At 61.8% G+C, this 25,291-nt stretch carries 19 protein-coding genes and 2 pseudogenes; 8 read left to right on the forward strand and 13 right to left on the reverse strand.

All coding sequences use genetic code 11. The annotated features are described in order from the left end of the window. The first annotated feature begins 33 nt into the window (after nt 1-33). The 5 genes from guaA (at nt 34) to C1922_RS08840 (ending at nt 10,596) form a co-directional block, all read left to right on the forward strand. The gene (gene guaA, locus C1922_RS08820; RefSeq protein WP_005413109.1) at nt 34-1,599 is read left to right on the forward strand and encodes a glutamine-hydrolyzing GMP synthase; all 1,566 of its coding nucleotides are present in this window, start codon (nt 34-36) and stop codon (nt 1,597-1,599) included. A gap of 266 nt (nt 1,600-1,865) precedes the next feature. After that, nucleotides 1,866-4,646: a DNA methyltransferase gene (locus C1922_RS08825; protein ID WP_108749406.1), complete on the forward strand. Its 2,781-nt coding sequence runs from the start codon at nt 1,866-1,868 to the stop codon at nt 4,644-4,646. Continuing rightward, nucleotides 4,643-6,697: a DEAD/DEAH box helicase gene (locus C1922_RS08830; protein WP_108749407.1), complete on the forward strand. Its 2,055-nt coding sequence runs from the start codon at nt 4,643-4,645 to the stop codon at nt 6,695-6,697. The genes C1922_RS08825 and C1922_RS08830 overlap by 4 nt, the downstream gene beginning before the upstream one ends. Beyond that, on the forward strand, nt 6,690-7,913 hold the full coding sequence (locus C1922_RS08835; RefSeq protein ID WP_108749408.1) for a GIY-YIG nuclease family protein: 1,224 nt from the start codon (nt 6,690-6,692) through the stop codon (nt 7,911-7,913). Before C1922_RS08830 ends, C1922_RS08835 begins: the two co-directional genes overlap by 8 nt. Before the next feature lie 88 nt (nt 7,914-8,001). Then, complete coding sequence (locus tag C1922_RS08840; protein ID WP_108749409.1) at nt 8,002-10,596, forward strand: AAA family ATPase; 2,595 nt, start codon at nt 8,002-8,004, stop codon at nt 10,594-10,596. Between the two features lie 162 nt (nt 10,597-10,758). Here the strand turns inward: C1922_RS08840 and C1922_RS08845 are convergent, their stop codons facing one another. Both C1922_RS08845 and C1922_RS08850 read right to left on the reverse strand, forming a co-directional pair. Beyond that, nucleotides 10,759-11,115, reverse strand: coding sequence for a hypothetical protein (locus C1922_RS08845; protein WP_108749410.1), 357 nt, complete (start codon nt 11,113-11,115; stop codon nt 10,759-10,761). 551 nt (nt 11,116-11,666) lie between these two features. Beyond that, nucleotides 11,667-12,590 (reverse strand): LysR family transcriptional regulator, encoded by a 924-nt coding sequence (locus C1922_RS08850; RefSeq protein ID WP_108749411.1) that lies wholly within the window; start codon nt 12,588-12,590, stop codon nt 11,667-11,669. Between the two features lie 96 nt (nt 12,591-12,686). Here C1922_RS08850 and C1922_RS08855 point away from each other — a divergent pair, with 96 nt between their 5' ends. Next, the gene (locus tag C1922_RS08855) at nt 12,687-13,526 is read left to right on the forward strand and encodes a type 1 glutamine amidotransferase domain-containing protein (RefSeq protein ID WP_108749412.1); all 840 of its coding nucleotides are present in this window, start codon (nt 12,687-12,689) and stop codon (nt 13,524-13,526) included. Nucleotides 13,527-13,853: 327 nt separating this feature from the next. Here the strand turns inward: C1922_RS08855 and C1922_RS08865 are convergent, their stop codons facing one another. After that, nucleotides 13,854-14,198, reverse strand: a complete 345-nt coding sequence (locus tag C1922_RS08865; protein WP_234413483.1) for a hypothetical protein — start codon at nt 14,196-14,198, stop codon at nt 13,854-13,856. A 63-nt stretch (nt 14,199-14,261) separates the two neighbouring features. Here C1922_RS08865 and C1922_RS20800 point away from each other — a divergent pair. After that, nucleotides 14,262-14,403, forward strand: a pseudogene (locus tag C1922_RS20800) (type 1 glutamine amidotransferase domain-containing protein); the annotation flags it as partial. 155 nt (nt 14,404-14,558) lie between these two features. On the opposite strand, the gene C1922_RS08875 reads toward C1922_RS20800, so the two are convergent. Both C1922_RS08875 and C1922_RS08885 read right to left on the reverse strand, forming a co-directional pair. Further along, nucleotides 14,559-14,900: a hypothetical protein gene (locus C1922_RS08875; protein ID WP_234413484.1), complete on the reverse strand. Its 342-nt coding sequence runs from the start codon at nt 14,898-14,900 to the stop codon at nt 14,559-14,561. Between the two features lie 181 nt (nt 14,901-15,081). Further along, nucleotides 15,082-15,652: pseudogene (locus tag C1922_RS08885) on the reverse strand (DUF1629 domain-containing protein). A 441-nt stretch (nt 15,653-16,093) separates the two neighbouring features. Here C1922_RS08885 and C1922_RS08890 point away from each other — a divergent pair. Then, a complete protein-coding gene (locus C1922_RS08890; RefSeq protein ID WP_108749415.1) occupies nt 16,094-16,876 on the forward strand; it encodes a 3-hydroxybutyrate dehydrogenase in 783 nt (260 codons plus the stop codon). Nucleotides 16,877-17,004: 128 nt separating this feature from the next. On the opposite strand, the gene C1922_RS20520 is transcribed toward C1922_RS08890, so the two are convergent. The 8 genes from C1922_RS20520 to C1922_RS08930 form a co-directional block, all read right to left on the reverse strand. Continuing rightward, nucleotides 17,005-18,831: an XVIPCD domain-containing protein gene (locus C1922_RS20520; protein WP_199912242.1), complete on the reverse strand. Its 1,827-nt coding sequence runs from the start codon at nt 18,829-18,831 to the stop codon at nt 17,005-17,007. Between the two features lie 5 nt (nt 18,832-18,836). Then, nucleotides 18,837-19,685, reverse strand: coding sequence for a hypothetical protein (locus C1922_RS20360; RefSeq protein ID WP_159091898.1), 849 nt, complete (start codon nt 19,683-19,685; stop codon nt 18,837-18,839). Between the two features lie 26 nt (nt 19,686-19,711). Then, entirely contained in the window at nt 19,712-20,338 is a 627-nt protein-coding gene (locus tag C1922_RS08905; protein WP_108749417.1) for a hypothetical protein, read from the reverse strand. A 74-nt stretch (nt 20,339-20,412) separates the two neighbouring features. Further along, nucleotides 20,413-21,108, reverse strand: coding sequence for a hypothetical protein (locus C1922_RS08910; protein ID WP_159091900.1), 696 nt, complete (start codon nt 21,106-21,108; stop codon nt 20,413-20,415). Nucleotides 21,109-21,214: 106 nt separating this feature from the next. Then, nucleotides 21,215-21,904 (reverse strand): Imm52 family immunity protein, encoded by a 690-nt coding sequence (locus tag C1922_RS08915; protein WP_108749419.1) that lies wholly within the window; start codon nt 21,902-21,904, stop codon nt 21,215-21,217. Continuing rightward, nucleotides 21,901-22,263 (reverse strand): hypothetical protein, encoded by a 363-nt coding sequence (locus tag C1922_RS08920; protein WP_108749420.1) that lies wholly within the window; start codon nt 22,261-22,263, stop codon nt 21,901-21,903. Before C1922_RS08920 ends, C1922_RS08915 begins: the two co-directional genes overlap by 4 nt. Nucleotides 22,264-22,852: 589 nt before the next feature. Then, nucleotides 22,853-23,299 carry a chemotaxis protein CheW gene (locus C1922_RS08925; protein WP_159091902.1) on the reverse strand — a complete coding sequence of 149 codons (447 nt, stop codon included), beginning with the start codon at nt 23,297-23,299 and terminating at the stop codon, nt 22,853-22,855. A gap of 129 nt (nt 23,300-23,428) precedes the next feature. Beyond that, nucleotides 23,429-25,198, reverse strand: a complete 1,770-nt coding sequence (locus tag C1922_RS08930) for an EAL domain-containing protein (RefSeq protein WP_234413485.1) — start codon at nt 25,196-25,198, stop codon at nt 23,429-23,431. Nucleotides 25,199-25,291 lie beyond the last annotated feature (93 nt).

Below are 25,291 nucleotides of genomic sequence, written 5' to 3' on the forward strand. Positions count from 1 at the left end.
ATTTCGTTTTCCCTACTGCATTGCCAGGGCGCCATGACCAACATCCATAACGACAAGATCCTGATCCTCGATTTCGGCGCGCAGTACACGCAGCTGATCGCCCGCCGCATCCGCGAGCTGGGCGTCTACTGCGAAATCTGGGCCTGGGACCACAACCCGGCCGAGATCGCCGCGTTTGGCGCAAAGGGCATCATTCTGTCCGGTGGCCCGGAATCGACCACGCTGCCGGGCGCCCCGGCCGCGCCGCAGGAAGTGTTCGACAGCGGCCTGCCGATCTTCGGCATCTGCTACGGCATGCAGACCCTGGCCGCGCAGCTGGGCGGTGCCACCGAAGCGGCGGACCAGCGCGAGTTCGGCCACGCCGAAGTGAACGTGATCAACCCCGATGCGCTGTTCAAGGGCCTGAGCGACCACGGCGGCGAGCCGAAGCTGAATGTCTGGATGAGCCACGGCGACCACGTCTCCGTTGCGCCGCCGGGCTTCACCATCACCGCCACCACCGACCGCATTCCGGTGGCCGCCATGGCCAACGAAGAAAAGCGCTGGTACGGCGTGCAGTTCCACCCGGAAGTGACCCACACCCTGCAGGGCCAGGCGCTGCTGCGCCGCTTCGTGGTGGATGTGTGTGGCTGCCAGACCCTGTGGACCGCCGCCAACATCATCGACGACCAGATCGCCCGCGTGCGCGAACAGGTTGGCGATGACGAAGTGATCCTGGGCCTGTCCGGCGGCGTCGATTCGTCGGTGGTGGCCGCGCTGCTGCACAAGGCCATCGGCGAAAAGCTGACCTGCGTGTTCGTGGATACCGGCCTGCTGCGCTGGCAGGAGGGCGACCAGGTGATGGCGATGTTCGCCGAACACATGGGCGTGAAGGTGGTGCGCGTGAATGCCGCCGATCGTTACTTCGCCGCGCTGGAAGGCGTGAGCGACCCGGAAGCCAAGCGCAAGATCATCGGCAACCTGTTTGTTGAGATCTTCGACGAAGAGTCGAACAAGCTGAAGAACGCCAAGTGGCTGGCGCAGGGCACCATCTACCCGGACGTGATCGAGTCGGCCGGCAGCAAGACCGGCAAGGCGCATGTGATCAAGAGCCACCACAACGTGGGCGGCCTGCCGGAGCACATGAAGCTGGGCCTGGTGGAGCCGCTGCGCGAGCTGTTCAAGGACGAAGTGCGCCGTCTGGGCGTTGAGCTGGGCCTGCCGCGCACCATGGTCTACCGCCATCCGTTCCCGGGCCCGGGCCTGGGCGTGCGTATCCTGGGCGAAGTGAAGCGGGAGTACGCCGAACTGCTGGCCAAGGCCGATGCCATCTTCATTGATGAGCTGCGCAAGGCGGACCTGTACGACAAGACCAGCCAGGCGTTTGCCGTGTTCCTGCCGGTGAAGTCGGTGGGCGTGGTGGGCGATGCGCGTGCTTATGAGTGGGTGATTGCGCTAAGGGCCGTGGAGACGATCGACTTCATGACCGCGCACTGGGCGCATCTGCCGTATGAGTTCCTGGGGACGGTGAGCAACCGGATCATCAATGAGTTGCGGGGGGTGTCGAGGGTTGTCTATGACATCTCGGGGAAGCCGCCGGCGACTATTGAGTGGGAGTAATACAACATTGGCGCTGACTGTTTACCCGCAGCGCGAAGGTGCACCTAAGCCCGCGCCACTGCGGGCTTTTTTTACAGTTTCGCGCGGCGCGCCGCCGGCTAACAATTCGCATCGCTAAGCCGTTTTTTCATGTCATGATGAATGGGATTGGATGCTTCTATGTCATGAGAAGTCGCCAACAGCCCAGAAGACGCAGGACAAGACATGAGCTCCCCAAAGAATGACAGCAACCTGGCGGCCAAGCCGAGAGGGGAGGCTGTACGCCCATGAACGCAGTAGAAATCGAACTAGCCATCACAGATCTCGCGGAGCGGCCCTTCGACCCCGCAGAGTTCCCCTATTTATTCCTTGAAGCCTTTGGCAACAAGGCAACGACCATCAAGCGCTTGCGCGCGGGGGCGTCGAATAAGTCCGACCTCGGCGGTGTTCTCCAGACCAGCAACATCCATATTCTGGCCTGTGACGCTGGGCGGGTGACGCAGACATTGGCTGCCCTTAAGGCCAGTCCCGCGACGGCCAAGGCCAAGGCGAAGTTCATCCTTGCCACCGACGGCTCGGACTTCGAGGCCGAAGACCTGACCAGCGGCGAGACCGTCGCCTGCGCCTTCAAGGACTTCCCGGACCACTTCGGCTTCTTCCTGCCGCTGGCGGGCATCAGCACCGTCCGCCAGATCAGCGAAAACGCCTTCGACATCCGTGCCACCAGCCGCCTGAACCGACTTTACGTCGAACTGCTGAAAGACAACCCCGAATGGGGCACGGCGGAGCGTCGCCACGACATGAACAAGTTCATGGCGCGGCTGATCTTCTGCTTCTTCGCTGAGGACACCGACATCTTCGTCGGCAAGGGACGCTTCACCGAAACCGTCGCGCAGATGAGTGCCAGGGACTCGTCGAATACGCACGAGGTTCTCGCCACACTGTTCCGCGCCATGAACACGAAGCGCGAGGACCGGGCAGCAGCGAAGATTTCCCGATGGGCCGAAGACTTCCCATACGTCAACGGGCAGTTGTTCTCTGGTGGCGACGAGGTGCCGCGATTCAGCAAGATCGCCCGGTCCTATCTGCTGCATGTCGGCGGATTGGACTGGACCAAGATCAACCCGGACATCTTCGGCTCGATGATCCAGGCCGTTGCCGAGGACGAGGAGCGCGGCGAGCTAGGGATGCACTACACCAGTGTCCCCAACATCCTGAAGGTACTGAATCCGCTGTTCCTCGACGACCTGCGGGAGAAGCTGGAGGAAGCGAGCGATAACGCTCGCATGTTGCTCAACCTGCGCAAGCGCATCGCCAAGATCAGGGTCTTCGACCCGGCCTGCGGTTCGGGCAATTTCTTGGTCATCGCCTACAAAGAAATGCGAGCCATCGAAGCCGAGATCAATCAGCGGCGCGGTGAGCCAGATCGTGCATCAGAAATTCCGCTTACCAACTTTCGCGGGATCGAACTACGCGACTTCCCGGCAGAGATCGCCCGCCTTGCGTTGGTCATAGCAGAGTATCAGTGCGACGTGCTGTACCGGGGCCAGAAGCTGGCGCTGGCTGAGTTTCTGCCCTTGCGCAACGAGAACTGGATTACCTGCGGCAATGCACTACGGCTGGACTGGTTGAGCGTCTGCCCGCCGACGGGGACGGACGTGAAGGTGCAGGCTGACGACCTCTTTCAGACGCCGCTCGACCAAGCCGAGATCGACTTCGAGAACGAAGGAGGCGAGACCTACATCTGCGGCAACCCACCTTATCTTGGATCACGCGACCAGAAGGATGAACAAAAGGCAGACCTGCGGCTTCTCTTCGACAAACGACTCCCAAACTGGAAGTCACTCGACTATGTCGCCGGATGGTTCGTTAAGGCGGCGGACTACTCCACAAAGACAAAGTCGATTGCCGCCTTCGTTTCTACCAACTCCATTTGCCAAGGCTTGCAAGTCCCGGTTCTCTGGCCGGAAATCTTCGCAAGTGGTTGTCAGATCGAGTTTGCCCACACATCCTTCCGGTGGGCCAATCTAGCCAGTCACAATGCAGGCGTGACTGTTGCGATCATTGGCATTACCTCGGACCCACGTAGCCCGCGCCGCTTGTTTTCGCTGGACGACACTGGACAAACCATTGAGCGCCAGTGCGCGCATATCAATGCTTACTTAGCAGTCGGCGAAAGTGTCATTGTGGAAAAGGCTAGCCGCCCGCCCGACTCTCGCGGCGACATGACGTTCGGGAACATGCCACTGGATGGCGGTCACTTGCTTCTCTCGCGGGACCAGCGCGATGGACTGCAACTTACACCAACTCAACAGCGCCGCTTTGTCCGTCGCATCTACGGCTCCGCTGAGTTCATTCGTGGCCTAGAGCGTTACTGTCTCTGGATTAACGACGAGGATTTGGCAGAAGCGCAAGGAATCCCGCCGATCGCTCAACGCATTGAGGATGTGCGCAGGATGCGTCTCAATGGTGGCGCGACCGCCAAGGAACTCGCGGATAGACCGCATCAGTTCCAGAGAACGATTATTGGAAAACAGTCAACGCTAATCGTGCCTCGGGTCTCATCTGAAACGCGGGAGTATTTGCCATGCGGTTATGAGCCAAGTGGATCAATCGCTTCTGATGCGGTCTGTGCCATGTATGACGCGCCTCTCTGGAATATGGCGCTGATCGCCTCGCGCCTTCACATCGTTTGGATTGGAGCGGTGTGCGGCAAGATGAAAACCGACTTTCGCTACTCCAACACTCTCGGCTGGAACACCTTCCCGATCCCGATGCTAACCGACAAGAACAGGGCTGATCTCACGCGCTGCGCGGAGGACATCCTGCTGGCGCGGGAGCACCACTTCCCCGCGACCATCGCGGACCTATACGACCCTAAGAACATGCCCGCTGACCTGCGCGCCGCCCATGACCGCAACGACGAAGTGCTGGAGCGCATCTACATCGGTCGACGTTTCAAGAACGACACCGAGCGGCTGGAAAAGCTGTTTGACCTCTATACCAAGATGACCGCTTCGGCTGCACCGGCCAAGGGCAAGAAGCGCAAAGCGGGAGCCAACGCATGAGCGACAAGATCAAGTCCGTACCGTCCGTTTCCGTCACCTACGCCCGAAACGGCGCATCGACCAAAGCCAATGCGCTTGGAATGCGACCCATGCAGGAGAGGGCCTACGAGAAGCGGGGCGAGCAATACCTGCTCATCAAGTCGCCGCCCGCGTCGGGCAAGAGCCGAGCGCTGATGTTCGTGGCACTCGACAAGCTCAAGAATCAGGGCTTGAAACAGGCCATCATCGTTGTGCCGGAGAAGTCCATCGGTGCCAGCTTCAATGACGAGCCGCTGTCGAAGTACGGCTTCTGGTCCGACTGGCACGTCGAACCCAAGTGGAACCTGTGCAATGCGCCAGGCAACGACAACGGCGGCAAGGTCAAGGCGCTGGGCGCATTCCTCGAAGGCGACGACAAGGTGCTGGTCTGCACCCATGCGACATTCCGCTTCGCGGTCGATGCCTACGGCGTAGAGGCGTTCGACGACCGACTGATTGCGGTCGATGAGTTCCACCACGTTTCGGCCAACCCGGATAACAAGCTCGGCTTGCACCTGGGGCAGTTCTTCGCGCGGGGCAAGACGCACATCGTTGCCATGACCGGCTCCTACTTTCGTGGCGACGCCGAGGCCGTGCTCGCACCGCAGGATGAGTCGAAGTTCGATACCGTCACCTACACCTACTACGAGCAGCTCAACGGCTACGAGTACCTCAAGCAACTCGACATCGGCTACTTCTTCTACAGCGGGCCTTACGTTGATGACATCCTCAATGTCCTCGATCCCGCCGAGAAGACCATCATCCACATCCCGAATGTCAATTCGCGCGAGAGCACGAAGGACAAGATGCGCGAGGTGGAACACATCATCGAGGCACTGGGGGAGTGGCAGGGCATCGACGCCGCCACCGGCTTCCAGCTCGTCAAGCGTCCAGATGGCCGCGTGCTACGCATCGCTGATCTTGTCGATGATGATGCTGCCAAGCGTGACCGCGTGTCCACCGCGCTCAAAGACCCGGCGCAGAAGAACAACCGGGACTATGTGGACATCATCATCGCGCTGGGCATGGCGAAGGAGGGCTTCGACTGGATTTGGTGCGAACACGCCCTGACCGTTGGCTACCGCGCCAGCCTGACCGAGATCGTTCAGATCATCGGCCGTGCAACCCGCGACGCGCCTGGTAAGACCCGCGCGAGGTTCACCAACCTGATCGCCGAGCCGGACGCGGCCGAGGAAGCTGTCACCGAGGCCGTCAACGATACGTTGAAGGCCATCGCAGCCAGCCTGCTGATGGAGCAGGTTCTTGCTCCGCGCTTCGAGTTCAAGCCCAAGAACCCCGACAGCGGCCCGACGCCTGGATTTAACTACGGCGAGGGTGGCTACGACGCGGACCGTTGCAATGTCGGTGTCAATGAGCAGACAGGGGCTTACCAGATCGAGATCAAGGGCCTCGCCGAGCCCAAGAGCAAGGAGGCGGCGCGAATCTGTCAGGAAGACCTGAACGAAGTCATTGCGGCCTTCGTGCAAGACAAGCCCACCATCGAGCGCGGCCTGTTCGATGAGGAGCTGGTACCCGAGGAATTGACGCAGGTTCGCATGGGCAAGATCATCAAGGACAAGTATCCCGAGCTTGACGCCGAAGATCAGGAGGCCGTGCGTCAGCACGCCATTGCTGCCCTCAACCTCACGCAGCAGGCCAAGCGGCTAGTCACCGAAGGTGAGAGCGACGGGTCACCCAACACCGCCCTGATCGACGGCGTGCGCCGCTTCGCGATGGACGTGCGCGAGCTGGACATCGACCTCATCGACCGCATCAACCCCTTCGGCGAAGCCTACGCCATCCTCGCCAAGACTATGAGCGAGGACAGCTTGAAGCAGGTTGCGGCGGCCATCTCGGCCAAGCGCACGAGCCTGACGCCGGACGAGGCGAAGGAGATGGCTGTTCGCGCCGTTCAGTTCAAGAAGGAGCGCGGACGCATTCCTGCACTCGATTCCCAGGATGCCTGGGAGCGACGCATGGCCGAAGGCGCGGCCGCCTTTATGCGATTCAAGGCGGAGGGGCGCTATGAGTAACTCCGATCTTGACGAACTCGCTGCGGAGCTTGCCGAGTTCGCACCGCCCGAGGCGAAGGGCGGACGGCCAGCCAGTGAGGAGCGCGTCATCGCGGGCTTCGAGGAAATCCAACGCTTCACCGAGAAGCACGGGCGTGCGCCGCAGCATGGTGAGGATCGCGACATATTCGAGCGCCTCTACGCCGTGCGCCTGGACCGCTTGCGTACGCTCCCGGAATGCCGCGCCCTGCTTGAGCCGCTGGACTATCAGGGCTTGCTTGCCGCTGCGCCAGCCACTGCTGTTCCGGGAGATGAGGCCATCGATATCGACGACCTGGCTGCCGAGTTGGCGGGCGTAGCCGAGGCGGACGACATCACGGTCCTACGCCATGTCCGCACCGGCGCCGACAAGCGCGCAGCCGAGGAGATCGCGGATCGCAAGCCCTGCGAGGACTTCGAGACCTTTCGACCCTTGTTCGAGCGCGTGCAAGCGGAGGTCAAAGCCGGTATGCGCCAGTCCCAGCCCATCGAAGCGGGCCGCCGCGCGATTGAGGCCGGGGACTTTTTCGTTCTCGATGGCATCACGCTCTACGTTGCCGAGGTCGGCGAGCCATTGAAGACCACCGCCGGGGAAGTGGACCGCCGCCTGCGCCTTATCTTCTCCAACGGCACCGAGAGCAATCTGCTGCTGCGCTCGCTCCAGCGAGCGTTCTACAACGACCCCGCCGCGCGGCGGCTGGCCTCGCCCGAGAGCGGGCAACTCTCCTTCGGCGGAGAGCTTGAAGCCGATGATGTCGAAAGCGGCACGATCTACGTCCTGCGCTCCCTCTCCGATCATCCCTATGTCGCGCAGCACCGCGAGATCATCCACAAGGTCGGCGTGACCGGAGGCAGGGTGGAGACGCGCATCGCCAACGCCGAACACGACTCCACCTACCTGCTGGCGAAGGTCGAAGTGGTGGCAACCTACAAGCTCGCAGGCGTCAACCGCACCCGGATGGAGAACCTGTTCCACAGACTGTTCGCGCCCGCGCGGTTGAACATCACGATCAACGACCGCTTCGGTCATCCTGTGCAGCCTGAGGAATGGTTTCTCGTTCCGCTGTTCGTGATCGACGAGGCCGTTGCACGTATCAAGGATGGCAGCATCACCGGCTACGTCTACGACCCTAAGGCCGCGAAGCTAGTGAAGGCGGCGGAGGGGGCGGGGCGCATGAGCAGCGGAGCTATCTACTAGCCTCTTGCTGCCGTCGGAGAGGATAGGGATGCAGCAGTGGACGACACGATGGTTCTTGACGAACGAATCTTGACGACGAGGCCCAGCCATGACCGTGCTTGATGACATCCTGAATTGGTCGCGGGATCGCCCTGCATGGCAGCGGGACGCCCTGCGGCGGCTTGTCGAGATGGGAGAGCTTACCGAGGACGACATTGCCGCCCTGACAGAAATTTGCAAGGCCGCTCATGGGTTAGCCGAGGCGCAAGGCGGCGTACCGCTGGATGCAGCGTACCTCCCAAACAGGAATGCAGCGCAAGGCGCTGTAGCCCTTGAATCCATCGTTCACCACGAGGGCGTCAATGCCCTCGCACAAGACCAGACCCTAAAGTTCGGCCCTCGTCTTACCGTCGTCTATGGCGACAACGGGGCGGGCAAGACCGGTTACACCCGTATTCTCAAGACAGCTTGCCGGGCGCGCGGGAGGGAGCAGATTCTTGGCAACGTCGCGGCGGGCGCGGCGCCGCCCCGTCAAGTCGTCGCCATAAAGTACCGTGTTCAAGGCGATCCGGAGGCGAGGGAATGGGCCGGTCAGGCAGACGACAACTTCATTGCGCGCGTGAGCGTCTTCGACACGCAGAGCGCATCGGTCTATCTCAAGGAAAAGACAGATGTTGCCTTCCGGCCCTTCGGCCTGGACCTGTTCGACAAGCTGGTTCAAGCGGCCAAAGCCGTTCGCACACGAATCGAAGCAGAGCAACGGGCGCTTGGCGAGAGCGCCATATCCGACCTGCTGCCATTGGTACCGCAGGGCACCGCCGTAGCGAGGCTCCTCAACGGCCTGAGCGTTCTCACAGAGACGGAGCACGTCAAGACTCTCGCAACACTGACGGACGACGAGGCCGCCAAACTCGCGTTGCTGGAGAAGTCCATTCTCGATTTGCAGGCGGCTGACCCTGCGAAATTGCTCCAGCAGCTCAAGCTGCGTGGGGCGCGCGTCCAAGCCCTCTGCCAGCACGTCCAGTATGTCGACGCCGCGCTTTCTAACGAGTCCGTGTCCGCCATCTTCGACGCGCGGGCGGAGTGGCGACGTAAGAAGGAAGAGGCTGATCGCCTGCGTACAGCGACGTTTCCTGTCGGGCTTCTGCCGGGCACCGGCTCCGATGCTTGGAAGGGCCTTTGGCAAGCGGCAAGCATCTTCTCGCAGGAAGCGGCATATCCCGGTCAACCGTTCCCGGTTGTTGGTGAGGCCGCGCAGTGTGTCCTGTGCCAGCAGGGCCTAGACCACGATGCCAGTCATAGGCTGGGGCAATTCGCCGCCTTCATCGCCTCCACGACGGAGCGCGAACTGCGCGACGCGCGCGAACTACATGATCGGCAGCGAAAGGCTATCGCCGCGCTCGTCGTGCGCCCCGAAGCTGTCCAAGACACCATCAATGACCTCAGCATAGAGAATGAAGCCCTCGCTGGCCGAATCGACGCGGCGCTTGCCGCCGCTGACGCGCGTCGCCAAGCGGTGATGGCGGCATTGGAGACAGATTCCGAGTTTCCGCAGGACAATCCGGCAGTCGCATCCGTCCTCCCTGACATCACGACACTCTCGGCGCAGCTTGACGAGCGCGTGAAGGCGTTGAGCGGAGACGCTACCGCCGAGAAGCGAAGGCAACTCAATGCCGAGGCGGCAGAGCTGCGCGCGCGGGTCCTCCTCGCCAAGCATGAGAATACCGTGTTGCAGGAGATCGACCGTAAGAAGCGGCTTGCTGCCTATGAACAGTCCAAGAGCGACACCGCCACGCAGGCCATCACAAGGAAGAGTAGTGAAGTGACGCGTGCTGTCGTCACGCAGAAGCTCAAGGACACCTTCCAGAAGGAGTTGCAGGGCCTCGCGTTCCGGCACATCGAAGTCGAGTTGCAGGAAGCCGGCGGCGCGGAGGGTGTTCTTTATCACAAGCTAGGGCTAACGCGCGCGCCGGGCGTTCAACTTCCGAAGGTCGTTAGCGAAGGCGAGCAGCGTTGCCTATCCATTGCTGCGTTTTTCGCCGAACTGAGCACTGCTGACGATCCATCGGGAATCGTCTTCGACGATCCCGTGTCCTCGCTCGACTACCGCTGGCGCGAAGGCGTCGCCCTCCGTCTCGTCGAAGCCGCCAAGACAAGGCAAGTCATCGTCTTCACGCATGATGTCGTCTTTCTTCTCTGGCTAAAGCAGTTTGCGGAGGAACAGCAGGTCGAGCAACTTGACCAACATATTAGACAGCTTTCGGCGGGCGCGGGGGTCTGCACCGAGGAACTGCCGTGGGTTGCGATGCCCATCAGGAAGAAGATTGGATACCTCAATAGCGAGCATCAAGCCGCTGCCAAGCTGTCCCGTGACGGGCATCAGGATGCTTACGAGAAAGAGGCCAAAAACATCTATGGCCTCTTGCGTGAAGCGTGGGAGCGCGCTCTTGAAGAAGTGCTCTTGTGCAAGATCGTTGAGCGGTATCGGCCCGGCGTCCAAACACAGCAGATCGCAAAGCTTGCGGATGTCACCGAAGAAGACTGCCGGCAGGTTGATGCCGCCATGAGCAAATGCTCCCGATGGCTGCGCGGTCACGATCAGGCTGCTGCTGCTCGTGCCCCGGTCCCAGGACCGGACGAATTGAAGGCCGACATCGACGCGCTCGACAGCTGGGTGAAAGCCATCAACAAGCGCCGTGGTTGAGGTCAGCGGTCTCGTTCGAGCCATGGCGTATTGATGGAGGAGAACGAAGCGCGGTTTAAACGAGTGATGTTCCCCGGCCGCCGGTATGGATGAACGCCAGGAGCGCAGGGCCTAACGAAGCTGTACAAAGCCGTCTTGGTCCCGCGGCTATTGTCAAGAGTATCAATCCGGCCTAACCTCCCGACAAGCCCACTCAACCAACCCCCGGCAAGCCAGAAACAACCCATCAACCACTCCCTCATCCAAATGCCGCTCCGGGTCCGCAGCCACCCGGCAGCGGTCCGCGGCATGCAGTACCTCCAGCACCGTCAGCGCCCCCACCATCGCGCGCTCACTCCTGGCGAGGCTGACTCGCCGTCCAGGCGACACATCGTTCTCCGGCCAAGGCAGTCCGTCCGCGCCTTCGCAGCGACGGATGCGCTTGAGGATGCCAATGAGGGAGTTGAGGTCGGGCGGCGGGGTGTCGTCGTTGATGGGCTCAACGGCGGTGTACGAGGAGAAGTTCTCGGAATCGTTCATGGCGTCGGTTTCCCTGGCTGGGCGTGACAGCGCCACCGCGTAAGCGGGGTGGCGGACGATGCGTGGCTGCAAACCGGGACGAAGCAACGAATGACCGGTGGGTCCGAAGACCCCCACGCACCGCCCGCCATAAAGGCCGACGGATTGCCCGCCGGCACCGGTTTAAGACGGTGCCGACGGGCAAGCGTAAACAACAGTCGTTGCTCATCGCGGGTTTGCAGACCCGGAGCCACCCGTTGTCGGTGGCGCGCCATGGTGTTTACGCCGCCGCTCCGAATGCCAATAGAAATTCCCGAAGAAATCGCAGGAATCGAGAGCGAACAACTATTGTGGCACGCACCACTCGTGCAGCACGCGACATCGCCAGACGCATTCGCGCAGGCACTCTGCTGATTGCGAATTAAACTGGCGCAATCGCCCACGCCACAAGCGAATAGCGCGACAGCCTTCTTAACACCCCTTTCGGCTCAAAATCGGATGGCGACGCTGCCCGACCACCCGCCCACCTCAAAAATCGGTTCAATCACGACACCGCCAGCAGGCAGCGCTCCTTAACGAACACCATCCTCAACCGCGCCCGCATTCTCCACCAGCAACTCAATCATCGCCCGCGCCGCCGCCGACTGCCGCCGATGCGGCGCATAGATCACCGAGAACGGCCGCGATCTTCCCCGCAACTGCGGCAGCACCTCAACCAGCTCCCCACGCAGCAGCCGCTCCCGCACGATGAACTCATAGCTCTGGCAGATCCCAATCCCCTGTTCGGCCAGCGACACCACGCCCAGCACATCATCAGAAGTCTCAATTGACGACTGCGGCACCCAGTCCACGTCCCGTCCGCCATCCCGAAACACCCACGGCGCCAACCGCCCAGTCCGCGGCATCACGAACGGCAGGCACAGGTGCTGCTGCAGGTCGTCCAGCGTCTGCGGCGTGCCCCGGCGTTGCAGGTAGTCCGGCGCGGCCACCAGCAGCAGCGGCGCGTCTTCCAGCTTTCGCGCCACCAGCCCGCTGTCCGGCAGCTGGCCCAGGCGGATGGCCAGGTCGAAGCCTTCGGCCACCAGGTCCACGTTGCGGTTGGTGATGTTCAGTTCCACCTGCACCTGCGGGTACTGCTGCGCAAAGCGCGCCAGCACGGGCGGCAGCCGGTAGTGGCCATAGGTGGTGGGCACGCTGAGGCGCACGCGGCCGGCCAGCGCGCCGTCCTGGGCCAGTACGTCGCGCTCGGCGTCGTCCAGCAGGCTGAATGCGGTGCGCACCTGTTCCCGGTAGAGCCGCCCGGCGTCGGTCAGGCCCACGCGGCGGGTGGTCCGCTGCAGCAGCTGCCGGCCCAGCCGCGCTTCCAGGCGGGTGACCGCGCGGCTCAGCACCGAGGGCGTGGTGGACAGCGCCACCGCGCCGGCCGTGAACGAGCCGTGCTCGACCACCGCCAGGAATACCTCCACATCGCCCAGGTAGTCGAACTTGCGGCTCATTTAGCTCTCCGGGGAACAGATGTTTTGCGATGGGGTCAATTTATCGCCGCTGGGGCGATGAATAAAGTGGCGGGCATTCCCCGATAGGAGCTCCCCATGAACCTGATGACCCGGCTGGCCGCAGCGCTGGCCCTGACCGTGGCCGCGACCGGCGCACACGCCGCCAACGTGCTGGTGGTGCTGTCCGACGAAAACCACCTGGACCTGAAGGACGGCAAGGTGCTGTCCACCGGCTTCTATCTCAACGAGTTGATGCAGCCGGTCAAGCTGCTGCTGGACGCCGGCCACGAGGTGACCTTCGCCACGCCGCAGGGGCGGGCGCCGACGGTGGATGCGTCCTCGGTGACGGCGGCGTACTTCGGCAACGACGCCGCGCAGCTGACGCTGCACAAGGATCTGCTGGAGAAGCTGGCGCTGACCTCGCCGACGGCTTCGCCGGTGCTCAGCTTGGCGCGCGTGGAGCAGCAGGGCTACGCGCGCTTCGATGCGGTCTATATCCCCGGTGGCCACGCGCCGATGCAGGACCTGCTGAAGAGCCCGGCGCTGGGCCGCTTGCTGGCCGACTTCCACCAGCGCAACAAGACCACCGCGCTGGTCTGCCACGGGCCGATCGCGCTGCTGTCCACGCTGCCGGATGCGGGTGGTTTCGTGGCGAAGCTGCAGGCCGGTGCGATGCCGGCCATGCCGAAGTGGATCTACAGCGGCTACCAGATGACGGTGATCAGCAACCAGGAAGAAGAGCAGGCCAAGCCGATGCTGGGCGGCGGTGAGATGAAGTTCTACCCGCAGACTGCATTGCAGCGGGCGGGTGCGAAGTTCAGCAGCAACACCACGCCGTGGACCGGGCATGTGGTGGTGGACCGCGAGCTGATTACCGGGCAGAACCCGGCTTCGGCGCTGGAGGTGGGGCAGCGGTTGGTGGAGCGGTTGAAGTAGAGCGGCTTCTTACCGTGGATCTTTCACAGGTCCTTTTCTACTGTTGATGATCTCTACGAGCTGCGGATGCTTCTGCTCGAAATCCCTCTTCTCCTCTTCTGCTTGTCGTGCATTTTCATAGTCCCCAATGGACCGGATACTTCCATCGCCATGCCTTTGGGCGCAGGCCTCGTCTGCACTACAAAGACTCTTGTATTGCCGCACGAGGCTCTCAATGTCTTCGTCGGAGTACAGGCGGCGCAGGTCGTAGAAAGCGGGGTCTCTAACGGGCATGTGTCCATCATCCTTGCGGTCGTGAGGGTCTAGGGAAGTCTGGCCGGTCCAGTCTTAGCCCATGTTTGCATCAAAGTAGGCGCGCAACTCGCTGAGATTGGCCATCCCTATGTTGCTGGATCGGGCAAACGACATCAGTCGCTCTTTCTCCGAGGCGCGTTCAATTGCCTGCGGGTCTCCCGATGCCTTGGCGTCCGCGAGCTCGGTGCGCGCTTCGATGATGAATGATTCCAGTCGGCCCACCAGTGCATTGATTGCGTCGTCAAATGGCATCAATGAAACTTCCAGAGAGCGTTCTGCTGATCGATTCAGAACTTGCTGCAATCGCTCGATATGCTCCGGGTAGTCTTTGAGCAGTTCACGAAGCTCTGTAGGGATTGGGGGAGGGGGCATGGGCATTACTGGCATCCATTAAGGGGTCCGTAGCCTGTGCCAGGAGCGGACCAGGAAACCGGGGGCAGGTCATTGCAGCTGGCAGGTGCAAAGTTCAGCAGCAATACCACCCCGTGGACTGGGCATGTGGTGGTAGACCGGAAGCTGATTACCGGGCAGAACCCGGCTTCGGCTGGAGGTGGGGCAGCGGTTGGTGGAGCGGTTGAAGTAGGGCGGCCCATGGGTAAGGGACTGTTCGGTTGCTGGAGTCGATCTGCGCTCGCTGGTTGCTGTCCTTGGGGCCGTTTTTTTGACGGGACGCGATGGGGAGAGCATCCACGCATGGCGTGGATCTACTGCCGTTCAGTGCGGCGGAGGGCATCCACGTTACCTGATGTTGGCGTCAAAGTAGGCGCTCAGCTCGCTGAGATCTGCCAGGCCAATGTTGCTGGACCTGGCAAAGGACATCAGCCGCTCTTTCTCTTTGGCTCGCTCAAGCGCCTGTGAGTCGCGTGCTGCCGTAGCGGCTGCTATTTCAGCGCGGGCTTCACTCTTGAAGGCAGTAAGGCAGTCTTCCAACAGCCAGACAGCAGCCTCAAACGGAGGGGCGTAATTCTGTCGCCCGTCGCTCACTGAAATGAGAGCCTCCTGCAGCTGTTTGATGTGCTCCGGATAGTCCTTCAGCAGTTCCCGGAGCTTCGCCGGTACCGGTGGGTCGGTCAGAGCCATGGTGGTCACCTTGAGGTTCTTGCTTTCCCGCGCTCTGCAGCTTGGCAAGCAGTGAACTGCTCTTGAGCGTCTGCTGCTCGATGATGTGATGGTCCTGAAGATGCGTGCGGTAGTTAGGCATGATCAGGTTGTTTCTCTAATTGCCGATACTGCCGGTTCAGCGGTTCACAACGTCTTCGAATCAGAGGCCGTTGGACTTCCTGGGCGTGACGATTCCGGCAGCCTCCACGGCATCTTTGAATGTGCGGTCGCAGAACACCCCTCCATGGAACGCCAATCTGAACACGTGGGCCGAATCCAGAATCTCACGCTTGAACGCCAGCCGGACATCACCCGTGAGCCCGTAATACTTTCCGGCTTCAAACTCATCACTAATCTCGATGTCGAGTGTAGACGCCTCCTCATCCAAGGCATCCAACATACGCACCACATCGCAGAGGTAGTAGGTGGGCCCCTTTGAACCGTCGGCCAAACGATAGTCGGTTTCGGCGAAAACGAATGCGTCGGGGTCGACCTCCTCCATCACCTGCTACAGGCGCTCGGAGACCAGCCAATAGCCACTCATCCCGCCTTCCAGATCCTCGGGAAATACACCCTCGCGAGGGTGATAGACCAAGCGTGGGGTCTCGCGCAGTAAGTAGGGCGTCCTCGTTCTCAAAGACTACGCCATGCCCCTTGCCGCCTCGGAAAACATCCGGCTGCAATTGGTAGAACTCGCCTTTCCGAGGCTGATTGGTAGATGTCGATTCCATGCGTTGGGTCCGGTCCTGTCGCTGCGTTATCGGACGTTGTCTCGAGTAGCCTACCCCTGAGCCCGCTGGCGTGCCAAATTGCATCTCGGTGGGAGAAATGAGCCAATGCGTGGGGCCCGTAGGCTACAGCCAGTAACCAAAGAAACAGAAGCCAGGTGCTGAGATCGAGGGTGTGGCAGAGACTCCGCTCAGTGCGCGCTGATCACGACATCGACCGCTGGTTGGATCACCCTGAAGCGGACTGGACCGGCCAGCTTGTCGTAGACACCCGACGTCCCGCGCGCATTGGCTGGTCCAATGGCGTTTGCCAGACGGACGAGGGGGCGGTGGCCCTTCGGGGCTGGTCCGTAGCCGGAACGATCGGATCTGATGCGGATGCGTGAAGGGCATCCACGCGTGGCGTGGATCTACACTGTGGCTCCGTCCCAAGGAGTCTTGCCCATGTTCACCGGAAAGGTCGCGGTAGTCACCGGTTCCACCAGCGGTATCGGTCTTGGCATTGCCACCGCTCTGGCCCGGCAGGGGGCCGACATCGTGCTCAATGGCTTCGGCGATGCGACGGAGATCGAACGCATCCGGTCCAGCCTGGCGAACGAGTTCGGGGTGCGAGTGGCGCACGATGGTGCCGACCTTTCACGCGGCGAGGCGGTGCGGGAAATGATCGCCTGTGCTGTCGCAACGATGGGCCGCATCGACATCCTGGTGAACAACGCTGGCATCCAGCACACCGCTTCGATCGAGAAGTTTCCCATAGAAAAGTGGGACGCGATCCTGGCGCTGAATCTATCGGCGGTGTTCCATGCAACGGCGGCGGCCTTGCCGCACATGAAGCAACAGGGATCGGGCCGCATCATCAACATTGCGTCGGTACACGGGCTGGTGGGCTCGGTGAACAAGTCGGCCTATGTGGCGGCCAAGCACGGCGTGGTCGGGTTTACCAAAGTGACGGCCCTGGAGAACGCGGGCAGCGGCATCACCGCCAACGCCATCTGCCCCGGCTGGGTGCGCACGGCGCTCGTGGAGCGGCAGATCACCGCGCTGGCGGAGCGGGAAGGGACCGATCAGGAGGCCGCCGCGCGTGAGCTGCTGGCCGAGAAGCAGCCTTCGCTGCAGTTCGTGACGCCCGAGCAGCTGGGGGACATGGTGGTGTTCCTGGCCTCGGACGCCGCCGCGCAGATTACGGGCACCGCCCTTCCGATGGATGGGGGCTGGACGGCACGCTAGCGAGTGCACGAGTACGCCGCTGTCCTGGATTCCAGGTCGCCTGTCCCGATTCGGGGCGGGCATTTCGGCACAGGTCGGCCTAGCTGGGACAGGAAGTTGCTTCCTTGAAGCCGAGGGTGTACGGCTGACTATATGGATCGAGCTGTCGCGGCGTCCAGTACCGCAACGTCGCGCTGCAGGCTGGCCTGGATATCATTTGCCTTGGTCTGCTGCATATCCTGTACCTGAGCCAAGCGTTGATCTGCAGGCAACGAAAGTGCATCTTGCATCGGCATACTGGCCCTGTGGGCAGCCGGATCGGGGGAGGGGTGGCCGCATCGCCAGATGTGGAGAAACTGCCCTCTATTCATCGCATCGTTCCCAGTGCTGCACGCAATTCTTACATCGTCCTGCGCTGTGAAACCCTTGTCAGTGGCCATCAGCAGCAAGCTGGCACTCAGTCGGTCGCTGTGCTCATCCCACGATTTTCCAACGCTCGTGTCTAGGTCACGCACCCCATTCCGAATCTTGTCGAACAGTGCAGCGTCGATGTTTTTCGCGCTCTCCGTTTGACTCTTGTCCGGCGTTGGGTGGAACTCGGGCGAGGGATAGATGTGCTCGTGCGAGTCTCGGGTGTGTTGGAAGAGCCCTCGCGTCGGCGGCGTGGTGCTTGTGTCCCAATACTCTTGGGGGATTGTGGCCGTCTCTGCGGGTAAGGTGATTCCGTTGCGTTCAAGTAGGCGTTCGTCGAGCCTGAGGCGCTGCATGTCTAGCTGCAATTTTGGTTCTACACCCGCAACGGGGTGCGCATAAGCCCGATCATATGCAATGGCGCGGCTGACGGCGCCAGCTCCATAGTAATTTGGGTAGTCCGAGTCACCGTGGAATCCTATGCCGATGGTCTGACTTGCAGGGAGCCCCTGGGCACCGAGAGGCGGCTTGTTGAAGTAATATCTCTCTTGAGTGGCGACATTCTCCTCAGTCATGGAAAGTGTGCCGTCGCTATTGAAATTGAATCCCTCGCGTGGCTTGGCATGCCCTGGTCTTGTTAGATCATTTTCGATGAAATCACCAGTGCGGCTGATGCGCAGATTCATCATCGTAGTCAGATCGGCGGCAGGCTCTCTCTGGCGAACGCTGTCAACGAACGCGTTCCATCCGGCAATTTGAGCCTTTGCCTCATCTCGGCGATTGCTAGCTACCAGTTGCTCAATGGGAGCCGTGTAATCATTGGTTGGATTGTTGTCTTCCGCGATTCGCCTTGCAGATCTATCAAAATCCCGATAGGCGGCCGCCACTTCGACTTGATTAAAGGCGTGCTGGGTTTCGTGGCCCAGAACGAATGTCAGGTCCGCAGCTGCTTTGGAGTAGTGAAATGCTGCCGCCGGCTGATCCAGCGTTTTCGGCGGAATGCTCATGGTCTTGCTGCTGGGATTAAATGTTCCTCCAGCGATGGTTCCACTGAGCGGCGCGAAGTGCTCGAGCAGCATATGCGATCCGCCGCTGTCTCTGGACTGTCGATTGCTGTTGTCAACCGTCGTTACAGCGCGCTTCATCTCATTCGCGAGCGTCGGCGACCCATTGATGGTCGTTTGGAGGTTCGAGACCATGTCCTGCGATACGATGCAGTTCTGGCCATCGGAATCCGTATAGGTGCTATGAGCGAACCGAATGCTCATTTCCTGCAGCCGTAAGGCGCCACGTAGCCCTTGATCCAGCCCGGGTCCGGATGCCAAGCCGGGAAGTGTTACGACTCCTGTCGCCTTTTCGTATGTCCCGATCAACTGTCCCTGATTGCTCCGGCCGTGCGAAAATCCCGTCAAGTTGCCTGTCGCCGCCTGCTCGTTGAATCGCTGAGTCAGATCAGAATCACCGCTGATGGTTGCGCGCAACAGTGCCGCCTGCTCAGGTGTAACGCCCGCTTGATTTGAGTATTCAACGAGAATGGCTTGCAATTGCGCATTGGGAGATGTCATTCCTTCTACTCTCCGAATTTATGGATGCTCAGCGAGTTCACGCAGTCGCGCCCTGGTCTGCCCGCTACGGATGGAACGTGGTGCGGAATGATCTGAACGAGAACGTTGTTGCGCGTGTACCTGAGGGCCAGGATCCATCCGATCTCGCTGTAGGAGATTGGTTCTGGCTTGAAGCCAAAGGATTCTATCGAGGCTCTGTAAGAATCAAGCTCGAGTTCGCAAGGGGGATGTCTTTCATCAGCGCCTTCATTTGACTTCATCAGCGTCAATGCGGTGTTCGAGTTTTCGGAGAAGGATCTGTCGAAGGTGTAGGTAACGCTGTACTGCCAATCGCCACTGGGTAGCTTCAGCGTATAAAATCCCGATTTTCCGTCTATGTCGGGAGTGAGCTTCCTGCCGATCGCCTTTTGGATGTAATCGGGCGTCAGTTCTCTGAAGTCACTGGTGTTCTTTATCATTTCGAGAAAACGCTGGCCCAGCTCCTCGGCAGTGATTTCAGTTTGCGCTGTCATGCTCGATTCCGTCCTTTCGGTTCTTGCCTTCATGGCGACGTTTGCGTTGCATGCGGTTGCGACAAGAAGCAACGATGCAATCAGACATCTGTTAATTGCGCCCATGCTTGGCTCCTCCGTTACCTGAAGCGAAATTACTCTACTTCTCTCCGAAAGTGATGTTTCGCTGCGTCGGTGCGCAGTCTGGCTGGCAGCTTTCGGGGTCAGTTCGCCCGGCGTGTCCAGGTACGCCAGCAGAGAGGTCTCGGCTTGCTCGGCATTGCCCTTTGCTTGAGCATGCTCAAGCCATTCCCGGCATTCCTGGGCCAAGGCGTTGAGCGATGGATGGGGAATCAGCTTCATGTGCTCTCTGTCCTTGAGCGACGCCGCTACTTTGCGTCCATGGGCTCGGCTTGTGATGGGCCGAATGCATGTGCACTCAAGGTCCTGACACAGTCGCGTTCCGGTCGGTTGGCGGCGGATGGAAGGTGATGCGGAATGATCTGCACCCGAAGATTCTTCCGTGCGTAGTTGAACGCTACGATCCGACCAAAATGGTTGTAGGCAGGAGGCTCGGCAGCGAACCCCATGGCCGCCAATGAGGCTTGGTACCCCCGAAGCTCAAGCTCGCAGGGCGCGTTGCTTGCGTAGGCCGTCTCCCGGGACCTGATCAGATCGACCGCAATGTTCGAGTAATGCGGGTGAGCATCGTCGAAGTTGTAGACCACGCTGTACTGCCAGTCTCCATCAGGCATAAGCAGAGTGTAGAACCCGCTGCCATCTGCATCTGCATTGAAGGGGACACCCATGGCCCGTTGAATAGACGCTGCCGTCAGCTGACTGAAGCTCTCTGTGTGTTCCAGCAGTGCCAGAAAGCGCCGGCCCAGCTCCGCGGGTGTCAGACCCGTGTGGGCAGTGGCGCTCGATGATGCCACGTGCTGATCGGCTACGGCGCCGGCAGGGCGTGATGCCAGAAAAAGCGCCAATACTATGAAAGCAGTGCGGAGAATCTGCATGCTGGAACTCCATCTCCCCGGTTGTGATGCAACTTCCGTCTCGTGAAATGCCACGACGAATGCGTTGCGCAGGATCAGTCATCGCTGGGAGCAATGTCGAACGTTACGGTGCGGCCACAGGTCGGCTTGGCCAGGCGATCCACGGCAATGTGCACATACAACGTCAGCTGCGATTCGACCGGTTTGTAGAACATGATCCGGTCATCGTCACCGAAGGTGGGTACATACTTCTTGAACCGATCGGCCAGCAGCGGTGCCTTTAATTCATCAACGCTCAAACACAGGGTGGGTGGGTCGAGCGACAACCGCACAGTGTTCCCTTCGGGAACGAAGCTGGACCTCGATACTGTCCACGTGTAGGTGCCCGTGTCGAACTTACCCGTCGTGCCGCGTCGCTGCCCTTCGGCGTCGTGCGGAAGCGCGATGCCGAGCACACGCTGCACCCGGTCGGGCTCGGTGTCGGCATAGCGGCGCAAGGCGCGGGCCAGTGAATGCACCTGCTCGATAAGCCTGGACGCGCTGAGTGCAGGCCCGGGTTTCAGCGGGGGCTCCTCTTTTAACGTTAAAACGGGTCCGTGGACATCTGGGATCACGCTGTCGACGATCGCGGCCGCCTTGTCCTGCTCGCGCTGCACATCGGCGTTCGTTACGGGCGGGATAGGTTCCGGCCGTTGGGGCGGTGGCGCCTGCGCACCTGCGGGAATGGCCTGGGCCAGCACGCCTGCCAGTAGCAGCAAGACGCGGGGATGTAGATCGCGATAGCTGTCCATTGCTCGCTCACCAAACGCCGAATGCCCGCAGTCTAGCCCGAAGGATTGCAGAGCGGGGTGGGCGGCGTAGGTGAAGCTGCCTTGGCTGTACTTGGCCGGCACACTGTTAGAACACCGGCAGCAACCCCAACTCATACATCCGCATTTCCAGCGCATTCGCCGTTCGCACATGCTTCTTGTCGGCCAGCTTGAACGCCCCATCCACCGACACCACAATCGATCCCCCCGACGCGGGCAGAATCAATGCCGCCTGCGGCAATTCCGCCGCGCTCACTGCCCGGCGCACATACGCCATCCACCCCAGGCAGTGCCGCCCGGGGTAGCTTGCGCAGGCATCGTGGTAATTCACGAAGCGACCATTCAGCCGGTCGTAGACGTCGGCAAATGCGTAGCGGGTGCCCAGTTCGCTTGCCAGCACCGCCAGCATGATGCCGGCGATCCAACGGGTGGGGTTGGGCTGCACGTCGGCGGGCCGGTTGACGACCACGGTCATGGTGCCGACGCCCGGGCTGTAATTGACATTGATCAGCCCGGGCAGGGGTTGGCCGGTTGGCCGGTTCAACAGCGATGCACTGAACGTGCGCACGGTCGCCAGCTCCGCGCGCACCCGCAGGCGGTGCAGCACGGCCTGCGTATCGTCCAGCCGCAGTGGCACCTGACCGGGGGCGTTTACCTCGCAGTACCAGGTGTCGCTACCGGGAAAGCGCTGCAGCATCTCGATCAGCTGCAGGTAGGCGGCTTGATAATCGGTGTGGTGGTGTTTGGCAATCTGAAAGCGGAGAACGACGCTGATCATCCGCGCGGCCGGATGTCCTGACAGACCAGTTCGGCCAGGCTGCGGCAGGCCAGGAACAGGCCATCGACCATGCCTTTGCTCAGGTGCCGATCGGGTGTGGCTACGGCGCGGCAGCGCTCTGCGGCGTGCAATACTTCGGCCACGGTGAGTAGACCGGCGGCGGCGCGGTCGATACGGGCCAGGGCCATGCGGCGGCCAAGGGGCAGGTGTGTTTCCGGCCAAGGCTGGCCGTCGGCGCCTTCGCCCGCACGGATACGGTCGAGGCAGCCGAGCAGGGTGCTGAGGTCGGGCGAGGGGTTTTCGTCGTCGTTGATGGAATCAGCGGGGGCGCTGAAGGGCAGGGCGTTCGGTGCGGTCATGGCGTCGGCTTCCGTGGCAGAGGCACAGCAGCGCCACCCGCGCGGGGCGGGGTGGCGGACGGTACGTGGCTGCAAACCGGGACAGACAGTTGCCATAGACCGGCGGGTCCGAAGACCCCCACGCACCGCCCGCCATAGACGGCCGACGGATTGCCCGCCGGCACCGGTTAAGGACGGTGCCGACGGGCAAGCGTAAACAACTTCTGTCTCGGGTTTGCATGCCCGGCCACCCGTTGTCGGTGGCACGCCATGTTGTTTACGCGTGCACGCTCGGTTCAATCAGAAAAATCCGAAACGTGCTGATGCATCGAGAGAGCGGGAACGATTGTCGCATGCACGATCAGTGGCACATGCGACACGAGAGCGCTCGCCCGTGCCGCGTGCGGGGGTGGCGCGACATGCGATGGCGCAAACAGCGCGGGAAACCCGGAGATGCGTGACGTTTTCCGCTTAAGAGGAGTTGTATGTGGCATGCCGCACGAGAGCGCGGCAGACAGAGCGCGTGCAGTGATGTGGCGCATCGGGCCGATTTGGCGTGCCGAATGCGTCAAGGGCCGCTGCGCTCGCCGGGCCATGCCCGGAGGCGCGATCACGCGGCGACCAACAACATCGGGTCGATCAGCGGAATCTCGCCGCTTTCGGGCATCGCAATGCTCTGGCTGCAGAACACAAACCCCAGCGGATTGACCGCCCGCACCCGCTCGCGCGGGACGCTTTCAATCTCGCCCACTTCATCCACGGCCAAGGCCAGCACCTCCGCGCTTGCCCGCACCAACAGCATCGCCGGGCAGGCGGACTCTATCGCAGCCAGCCCGCTGAGCCGGCGCAGGTCGATCACCTTCAGCGCTTCTTCTCGAACGGTGAGGCTGGGGTGGCCCTCGCCGCGTGCGCGATCGAAGGTTTCGGGGCCACGGATTTCGACAGCGGCCTGCACGTCCACGGCAAACCACTGCTCACCCGCGCGTACGGCCAGGAATTCGAAAAAGTCGTGCGACAACGGGGCCGGTTGACCGGCCGAAGGGGAAGGCGGCTGCAAGGGAAATCCGATGGAAGGGGCGCTGCTGATGCGCGGCAATGATGCCGTGCCGGATTGCCCGGATGTGTGCGCAGCAGATGAAGGCCGACGCACCCATTCAGCTGCTGCTGGGCATGTGCCCTGCGGGCGTCAGGTCTGGGCGTAGGGCGCCGCTTCCAGCTGCTGGGCCAGATCTGCCGCGCTGATCGGGCGGGACAGGGCAAACCCCTGGATCTCATCGCAGCCATAGGCCTGCAGCAGCGCCACCTGTTCCGGGGTCTCGGCGCCTTCGCCCACAGTGTTGTAACCCAGGCCGTGGGCCAGGCTGATGACTGCCTGCACCTTCAACTGGGCGCGTCTATCGGTGGCCAGCTCGTCGATCATCGACTTGTCCAGCTTGATGGTGTGGATGGGCAGTTCGGTGAGGTAGCCGAAGTTGCTGTAGCCACTGCCGAAGTCATCGATGGCCACGCGCACACCGGCTGTGGCCAACTGCTGCAGCTGCTCGCCGGGCAGGGAATCGGCACGCAGCCATTCGCCTTCGGTGATTTCGATTTCCACATCGCTGCAGGACAGCCCCTTGCACAGCAGCGCGGAAATGAAGGCATCGGCGATGCCCTTACGGGACACATCGCGCGCGGACAGGTTGATGGACAGGGTGAGTGTGAGGCCTTCGCGCCTCCATTGCGCCAGCTGGCTGAAGGCGTGTTCCAGCACCCAGGCGGTAACCCCATCCATCAGCGTGGTGCGCTCGAATACGGGAATGAACTCGGCCGGGCTGACCGCGCCCAGCTGCGGGTGGTTCCAGCGCAACAGCACTTCGGCCGCCACCGGGGCGAGATCATGGGCGCGAAAGCGCGGCTGGTAGACAAGGTGGAACTGGTCCTGCTGCAGTGCCTGCTGGCCGTCGGTGGCCAGCCGGTAGCTGCGCTGCAGGCGTTCATCGCGGCTGGGCGAGTACCAGCAGCAGGTGACCTGGCTGGCAAGGGCCGAGCCGAGCGCGATCATCATCTTGCGCAGCACGTCGTCGGCACTGTCACGGCCCAGGGCGGCCTCGCACAGGCCGGCATGGAACTGCGGCGCAAGCGGAATCGATGCCGCCATCAACGGGCGGATGAGATCGTCGTGCAGCAGGTGAACCAGCTGTTCGATGGCCTCGCGCGTGGGCAGTTCCACCACGAAGGCGAAGCGGGTGGCGCCCACGTGGTAGACCTGGGCCACGCCGTCGAGGGCCAGGTTGAGGCGTACCCCGGCACGGCGGATCAGTGCTTCCAGCGGCACCATGCCCAGCACCTGGCCGGCCTCGTGGGCGCGCGGTAGATCCAGGATGTCGATCATTACCGCGAAGCACGGCTGGCCCGGCGTGCGCACCGCGCGCGCGGCGTAGTCGATGGCGAACTGGTGGCGGTTGGGCAGGCCACTGACCGGATCGCGACGGCCGCTGAGGGTGCGCAGCTCCAGTTGGTTCATCACCGCCATGCCCAGCGTCTGCAGTTGCCGGCGGTCATCGGCGGAAAACTGCCGGGGCACGCTGTCCATCACGCACAGCGCACCGATGGGCACACCGTTGGCGGCCACCAGTGGCGTACCGGCATAGAAGCGCAGGTGCGGCGGCCCGTCCACCAGCGGCAGGCTGGAAAAACGCGGATCCACACGCAGGTCGTTGATGACCAGGCCGGCTTTGGAGCCGATGGTGTGGGCGCAGATGGAATCGCGGATATGCGATTCGGCCACGTCCAGGCCTTGGCGCGAGATCAGCCGCTGGCGGTCCACTTCTATGAGTGAAACGAAGGCCACCGGCGCGCGGAAGGTGCGCGCCGCCAGGTCGGTCAGCCGATCGAGCGAGGCGCCCGCGGCGTCGTCCAGGACGTCCAGGCTGCCCAGCGTCGACATGCGTTCTTCGGTACGGGTAGGGGCCATGTGCGTGTTCCGGTTGAACAGGGGCGCCATAGAGCCGAAGCAGGGCCGTGCAGGCGGCACGGCGGTGGTGACAGGGTTGCAGGTGTGGGGCGG

Origin of the sequence: Stenotrophomonas sp. ZAC14D2_NAIMI4_7 (assembly GCF_003086675.1) — a bacterium.
GTDB lineage: Bacteria > Pseudomonadota > Gammaproteobacteria > Xanthomonadales > Xanthomonadaceae > Stenotrophomonas.

Coding starts and splice junctions, on each gene's coding strand:
- guaA (WP_005413109.1), top strand. CDS start 34: ATGACCAACATCCATAACGACAAGATCCTGATCCTCGATTTCGGCGCG.
- C1922_RS08825 (WP_108749406.1), top strand. CDS start 1,866: ATGAACGCAGTAGAAATCGAACTAGCCATCACAGATCTCGCGGAGCGG.
- C1922_RS08830 (WP_108749407.1), top strand. CDS start 4,643: ATGAGCGACAAGATCAAGTCCGTACCGTCCGTTTCCGTCACCTACGCC.
- C1922_RS08835 (WP_108749408.1), top strand. CDS start 6,690: ATGAGTAACTCCGATCTTGACGAACTCGCTGCGGAGCTTGCCGAGTTC.
- C1922_RS08840 (WP_108749409.1), top strand. CDS start 8,002: ATGACCGTGCTTGATGACATCCTGAATTGGTCGCGGGATCGCCCTGCA.
- C1922_RS08845 (WP_108749410.1), bottom strand. CDS start 11,115: ATGAACGATTCCGAGAACTTCTCCTCGTACACCGCCGTTGAGCCCATC.
- C1922_RS08850 (WP_108749411.1), bottom strand. CDS start 12,590: ATGAGCCGCAAGTTCGACTACCTGGGCGATGTGGAGGTATTCCTGGCG.
- C1922_RS08855 (WP_108749412.1), top strand. CDS start 12,687: ATGAACCTGATGACCCGGCTGGCCGCAGCGCTGGCCCTGACCGTGGCC.
- C1922_RS08865 (WP_234413483.1), bottom strand. CDS start 14,198: ATGCCCATGCCCCCTCCCCCAATCCCTACAGAGCTTCGTGAACTGCTC.
- C1922_RS08875 (WP_234413484.1), bottom strand. CDS start 14,900: ATGGCTCTGACCGACCCACCGGTACCGGCGAAGCTCCGGGAACTGCTG.
- C1922_RS08890 (WP_108749415.1), top strand. CDS start 16,094: ATGTTCACCGGAAAGGTCGCGGTAGTCACCGGTTCCACCAGCGGTATC.
- C1922_RS20520 (WP_199912242.1), bottom strand. CDS start 18,831: ATGACATCTCCCAATGCGCAATTGCAAGCCATTCTCGTTGAATACTCA.
- C1922_RS20360 (WP_159091898.1), bottom strand. CDS start 19,685: ATGAAGCTGATTCCCCATCCATCGCTCAACGCCTTGGCCCAGGAATGC.
- C1922_RS08905 (WP_108749417.1), bottom strand. CDS start 20,338: ATGCAGATTCTCCGCACTGCTTTCATAGTATTGGCGCTTTTTCTGGCA.
- C1922_RS08910 (WP_159091900.1), bottom strand. CDS start 21,108: ATGGACAGCTATCGCGATCTACATCCCCGCGTCTTGCTGCTACTGGCA.
- C1922_RS08915 (WP_108749419.1), bottom strand. CDS start 21,904: ATGATCAGCGTCGTTCTCCGCTTTCAGATTGCCAAACACCACCACACC.
- C1922_RS08920 (WP_108749420.1), bottom strand. CDS start 22,263: ATGACCGCACCGAACGCCCTGCCCTTCAGCGCCCCCGCTGATTCCATC.
- C1922_RS08930 (WP_234413485.1), bottom strand. CDS start 25,198: ATGGCCCCTACCCGTACCGAAGAACGCATGTCGACGCTGGGCAGCCTG.